This is a genomic window from Dyadobacter ginsengisoli DSM 21015 (assembly GCF_059568735.1).
On sequence record NZ_JCANTY010000016.1, the window covers coordinates 75,558 to 81,761 of the forward strand.

Sequence of the window (6,204 nt, forward strand, 5' to 3'; positions counted from 1 at the left end):
ATCAATTAATGCTGTTTATCTGGTTCAAATCGCCGAAATGCGACAACGTGAAATTCTGAATGGATTTTTCTTCTGCTGCCGAAAGCTTCAACATCGGCGGCAGCATCTCAGAACGGCATAAACCGTAACCCGCCATCATCGATTTCAAAGCAGGCAGTGCATAGCTTAATGTCCTGTCTTTCTGATAGATCTCCGAAATGCGATCCGCCTTTTGCTGTGCCGCAGCGGCACCTTGCCCGTCTCCTTTTTGTATTAAATGACACATCTGTGCGTAAATATTTGGTGCTAGGTTGCCTGTACTTGGAATAATCCCGTCCGCACCCAGCTGCATCGCACGAAAAGACTGCGCCGCCCAGCCCGTCAGAAAGGAAAAATCCGTGCGATCTTTCCAGCGCGAAACCGATTCTTCCAGCCGTTCAGTACTTCTTTCGGAATCTTTGAAACCGGCGATATTCGGGTGCGTGCTCAGTTGTTCGACCACTTCGAGGGGGATCGACAAATGCGTCGTGCCCGGAATGTTGTATATGATCAGCGGTGCAGGCACATGATCAGCGAGTTTTGTAAAATATCGGAGTATCTGTTCGGCATCGGCGGGAAAATAGCTCGCCATGGTCGCCACGAAAACCTGCGCGCCCAGATCGAAATATTGCCGCGCATCTTCCATCGAATCAGCCAGTGAATTGCCTGAAATACCGGCGTATACAACGCTTTTTCCTTCCGCTGCCCGCACGCTCGCTTGCACCAGCTTCTTTTTCTCAACCCGCGCAATGGAGGCAGATTCTCCGGTTGTTCCAAGCACAAACGGAGCAGCGCCATGATTGACCAAATGCTGTACAAGATTCTCAGTAGCAGCTATATCGATGGTCATATCCGCATGCACAGGTGTGACCATCGGCACGACTACACCGCTAAATTTTTTCTTCATATTCCTGCGTATTAAAAGCGGCGGTATAAATTTTCTGCGCGTCGGCGAGACTAATCTCGCGCGGATTGTTTTTCAGCAACCGCTGGATCGGCAAAGCGCCCGCTGCCAGTTTATCGATCGCTCCAAATGGAATATCCACCTCCGCCAGACTAGCCGGCAAACCGCAATCCCTGATTAATTTTTTAATGATCGTCACCCCGGATCTGGCGATTTCAACATCCGAGCCTGTATCCTCGCTACCCAATGCTCTCGCTACTGCGGCATACCTTCCGGGCGCGACTTCCAGATTAAATTCCATTACGTGAGGCAGCAGAAGCGCCACCGAAAGTCCGTGCGGAATGTGGTATTCCGTGCTCAGCGGGTACGCCAGCGCGTGAACCGCCGCCGTGTTCACCGGCCCCAGGCACATGCCGCCGTACATACTCCCAAGCGCTACCTTCGCCCTTGCCTCCCCGTTGTTGCCATCGGAATATGCACTGAACAAGTATGTACCAATGAGCTTTACACCCTCCAGCGCGACGAGGTCGGTCATCGGATGCGCGAATTTGTTGGTGTAAGCTTCCAGACAATGCGCCAGGGCATCAATCCCTGTTGCCGCAGTCACTTTGGGCGGCACCGAGACAGTCAGCGCCGGATCAATGTATGCCGCGTCGGGCACCAATTCGGGGCTGATGACACCGATCTTATTTCCCTGTGAATTGACAAAAATAGCATTGGGTGACACTTCACTGCCGGTTCCCGACGTGGTTGGAATGCAAGCCACATAAGTAGTTCTTTTTTCCTGAAAACCGCCCGCAAGAACCTGGTCAATGGTTTGATTATTATGAAGTTGCGCTGCTACCAGCTTGGCTGTATCCATGACGCTCCCGCCTCCGATCCCGGCTACGCTATCCGCCGCAAAATCCCGTGCTTCGGCCATTAATCTTTCAAAATCATCGAAAGTCGGCTCTTCCAGAATGGAAGTGTTGACAAGGATCTTCACGCCTTCCGCCTCCAATTTCATCATCGCTGCCGCAAGCGTTTTCTCCATGGCGGGAATGGTGACCAGAAACAGCTTTTTGTAAGATAATTTGACAAAATCTTCCAGAAACTGATCCAGACTCCCCACGCCGAAAACGACTTTGTTGGGATTTAAAATTTGAATTCTATTCATTATTCTGATTTATAAGCAGCACGATTCGAGTGACAATATTTCAAATTCTAAAAATGTAAACGTTTACATTTTGTTGCAAAAAATTTTGCTGTGTCAATATGGGTTTTTGAGCTTGTATCCACACGAGTTCCTAACAATCAGCTCCGTCTTCAAAACAATGTTCACACAGGGCCGGTCAGGGTCCGCAATGCGCTGATGCAGGAGCTCTATGGTAATCCGTCCGATCTCAAAACCGGATTGACGCACAGCGGTCAGCGGCGGGTTCAGCGACATGGCCCAATACATATCATCAAAACCAACGATCGCGATTTCCTCGGGAATCTTTAATCCACGACTATGAATCGTCTCCAATGCTCCCAGTGTCAGCAAGTTATTGGAAGTAAAGATCGCGCTCGGCGGGTTAGGCATGTCCAGCAACTGAGCAGTCAGCTCCACCCCACTTTTATGGTCCGAATTCCTTCCTATAATAATATCCCGGTCGATTTCGATACCGTGCTTTGTTAACGCCGCTTCGTAACCCGCAATCCTCTCCATAGTAGTGGGAATCAATGAATTACCTGAAACATGAGCGATCCTGCGGTGTCCGACCTTGATCAAGTGTTCCACTGCGTTGAATGCGCCCTGGAAATTGTCCACCTTCACCACGTCTAGGTCCATATTCGGCAGGCCGCGATCAATGCAAACCACCGCGTATCCCTCCTCGGCCAGTTCCTTGACATAATCGTTCATCCCCGGAAACGGCGCCACAATAAATGCGTCCACCGACTCGGATTTCAGGATTTCAATGTAAAATTTCTGCCGCTCTTCATTCTGCGAAAAGTTACCGATCACAATCGCAAAGTTCTTAGCATAAGCATATTGCTCGATCCCGCGGATAATATCTACATAAAAAGGGTTCTGAATATCCGGGATGAGCAGCCCGATCAATTTACCGGCTCCATTGGTCGCCCGAAGCCGCTGCGCCACCCTATTCGGCCGGTAACCAAGCTGTTTGATCACTTTTTGCACACGCAGCTCAGTCTCGCCTTTCACGACGGTTTTGGAGTTAATCACCCGCGACACCGTTGCCGTGGAAACGCCGGCTATATCAGCTACCTCTTTGAGACTAACTCCTTTCTGAACTGCCATTTAACTATAATACAAAAATGTAAACGATTGCAACAATATTAGAACATCCATTTGAAAATAAAAAACAAAAGTCTAATTATTTATTGATTTTATGCCAAAATTATATCCATACCGATCATACCAATGGAACTTTTCTCACATTTTTCTGTAAAATATTTTGATAGTAGTGTAATCGTTTACATTTTTGTGCCAATTATACCAAGTAACAAAGCCCCCGCCACCATAAACCACACCTGACCATTCCTAACCTCTTACCAAACTCCCATGGTTTCGTCTTTACACATCCTGGATTACTGCATCATCCTTGTCTTTCTGCTCGGCACGATCGGTTTCGGCTTCTATTTTTCCAAAACTCAGAAAACAACGCAAACCTATTTTCTTGCGAAGGGAAAATTCCCTTCCTGGGCACTGGGCATATCGCTCCTGGCCACGCTCATCAGCAGCGTGACCTTTCTGGCCTATCCGGGAACGGGCTACTCGTCGAACTGGATTTTGCTCGTGCAGGGATTAATGGTGCCATTCGTGCTGCTGGCGGCGATCTGGTTTATTGTGCCGCTTTTCAGAAAGGTGATCAATCTGAGCACTTACGAATATTTCGAAAGACGGTTTGGGGTAGTTGCCCGTTATTATAGTTCGATCGCATTCGTATTGCGGCAGTTTTCCGGAATGGGTACTGTGCTGTTCCTGCTGGCAATTTCGCTGCAAAAAATGCTGGGCGTCGACACGATGCCGATCATCTTCCTGGTGGGTGCGATCATTATTACGGTCAATTTGCTGGGCGGGATCGAAGCGGTGATCTGGCTGGACGTGTTTCAGGGATTTATGCTTTTCGCGAGCGGGATCATCTGCATCGGAGTGCTTTTATTTTCCGTGGAAGGAGGCCCTGCGGAAGTTTGGCGTGTGGCTTCCGAAAATGGACGGACTGGCTTTGGTCCGTACGAATGGAATCTCACTGAATTGACTTTTCTTGTGATGGCCATCAATGGAATGTTCTACGCCATTCAGAAATATGCGACCGACCAGACCGTGGTACAGCGTTACCTCACCGCGAAAACCGATAAATCTGCCATCAATGCTTCACTTTTGGGCATATTGCTCACCGTCCCGGTCTGGACATTGTTCATGTTTATTGGCACAGCTCTTTTTGTGTTTTACAAAGGAAATCCCTTACCCGATGACACCCGTGCTGACGCTGTATTTCCTTATTTCATCATGACCCAACTTCCGGCCGGGATTGTCGGACTGATCCTTTCGGCGATGATTTCAGCAGCGATTTGTAGCCTGAGTGCCGACCTCAATTCACTGGCAGCTGTCGGCGTGGAGGATTATTACAAAAAGCTTAATCCCGGAAAAACGGATAAACAATATCTTTTTACTTCCAAACTCATAGTAATCCTGTCCGGGCTGATTTCAATGGGAATTGCAATGCTCTATATTAATGCTGGCGATGAGGGTGTGCTGGGTATTGTGTTCACATTGTATGCTATTTTCTCGGGAGGAATTGTCGGGATATTTCTGCTCGGACTGTTCAGTGAACGTGCAAATAATGAGGGTATTAACATTGCGATCGTCACTTGCGTGATTTTCACAGGCTACGCATTCCTGACTTCGACACCCATCGGCATAGGTGCCGACAAAAAGTTGCTCCTGGACATGGGGGCATGGAATTTCCCCCACCACAAACTCATGCTCGGTGTTTACAGCCATTTGCTGGTAATCGGCGTAGGCTACGTAGCGAGTTTATTTTTCCCAAAGCCGGTACTGGATCAAAGGCTGCTTTACAAAGGCTGGCGCAAAGCGACAAGACAAGATTCCGCTCAGACCGGGAAAACGGTTTTGGAACAATGATAATTTCCACTGGCAAACCACAAGAGGATCGTAAGATTCGAGATATGGACATTGGTTGCCCGGCTTCCGCCTCAGCCGCAGGCAGAAGTGTTGCCAACGCCCTCACTTGCTTTCGCAACATTTTCTCAAAAAATAACGCATGAGATTTTCCGGGACGCAGCGGGGTGGCCCGTGCCATTGTTTCGATCGTCAAACAATAGAAAGCTGGCATCCCCACCGAAGAGGTTTTCGCAAAAAAAAGGACTTGGCTCTGCCGTAAGAATCCTAGCTTCTAAGCCCTCGTAGCAAAAAACCGTGATTCGGCGAACAAAGGCGAAATGGAATTCACAGTACGCCAAAATGGCTATATTTCGGCCAGTGCGATCACAAATTTCCGGATTAATATCTCCTGGTCAAGAAAAAAAAATCTTTAGCATTTTCTTAATAACTTCGATCAATCCCAGAAAACTTGTCGGTTTGGTGACGAACTGGTTGGCGCCAGCCTCTATTGCCTGTTCAGCAAGTGATGTGGAAGAACTAGTTGTCATTAAAACCGCAGGGACATCTTTAAGATCCGGATCCGACTTAATCGCCGCGATGGTTTCTAGTCCGTTCATTCTGGGCATATTCATATCCACAACAGCGATGCTATCCGAAAGATCGTCAGACGATCTCATTTTTTCCACCAATTCGTCGCCGCTACTCGATTCAACGAGGGTCACATTCTCACCAGAGTCGCAAATGGCCGCCTTAAACAACTCCCTGTCGTCTTCATCATCGTCGGCGATATATACTGTTTTGTCCATGGGTTCATATGTGCTATTAATTAACCGTACAAATGTACATTTAAAAATATTCCATTTCCCCGCCATCTGATTCAAGCTTATAATTTAGGAGCATTGCGTTCTCCGCTGGATTTCACACTGCCGATCAGGCCCCATTTCTGGCCCCTATGTTACGCCAGACCTCGAAACGGTCACTAATTTATCATCGACGGACCCGGGCTTAGGCAGCCCCGCTTGGGCAGCCCCGCTTAGGCAGCCCCGACTAGGCGTCCCCACTTAACTTCTCTGTTGGGCCCGGGGTGGCGATCCATTGGAAAGAGGTGAGCACTGGGCCAATAGCGCCCTTAAACGCCAAAAAGCATCCTTTATGGGGATGCTTTTTGTGT

The 6,204-nt window shown here is 48.5% G+C and carries 5 protein-coding genes; 1 reads left to right on the top strand and 4 read right to left on the bottom strand.

Going from position 1 to position 6,204, the window contains the following annotated elements:
- Nucleotide 1 precedes the first annotated feature (1 nt).
- The 3 genes from BP71_RS36850 to BP71_RS36860 form a co-directional block, all read right to left on the bottom strand.
- Nucleotides 2-925: a dihydrodipicolinate synthase family protein gene (locus tag BP71_RS36850; protein ID WP_496386746.1), complete on the bottom strand. Its 924-nt coding sequence runs from the start codon at nt 923-925 to the stop codon at nt 2-4.
- Nucleotides 909-2,078, bottom strand: coding sequence for an iron-containing alcohol dehydrogenase (locus BP71_RS36855; protein WP_496386748.1), 1,170 nt, complete (start codon nt 2,076-2,078; stop codon nt 909-911). Before BP71_RS36855 ends, BP71_RS36850 begins: the two co-directional genes overlap by 17 nt.
- A gap of 93 nt (nt 2,079-2,171) precedes the next feature.
- Nucleotides 2,172-3,206: a LacI family DNA-binding transcriptional regulator gene (locus tag BP71_RS36860; protein WP_496386750.1), complete on the bottom strand. Its 1,035-nt coding sequence runs from the start codon at nt 3,204-3,206 to the stop codon at nt 2,172-2,174.
- A 264-nt stretch (nt 3,207-3,470) separates the two neighbouring features.
- On the opposite strand from BP71_RS36860, the gene BP71_RS36865 reads away from it, so the two are divergent.
- Nucleotides 3,471-5,054, top strand: a complete 1,584-nt coding sequence (locus BP71_RS36865) for a sodium:solute symporter family protein (protein WP_496386752.1) — start codon at nt 3,471-3,473, stop codon at nt 5,052-5,054.
- Between the two features lie 392 nt (nt 5,055-5,446).
- Here the strand turns inward: BP71_RS36865 and BP71_RS36870 are convergent, their stop codons facing one another.
- Complete coding sequence (locus BP71_RS36870; protein ID WP_496386754.1) at nt 5,447-5,839, bottom strand: response regulator; 393 nt, start codon at nt 5,837-5,839, stop codon at nt 5,447-5,449.
- Nucleotides 5,840-6,204 lie beyond the last annotated feature (365 nt).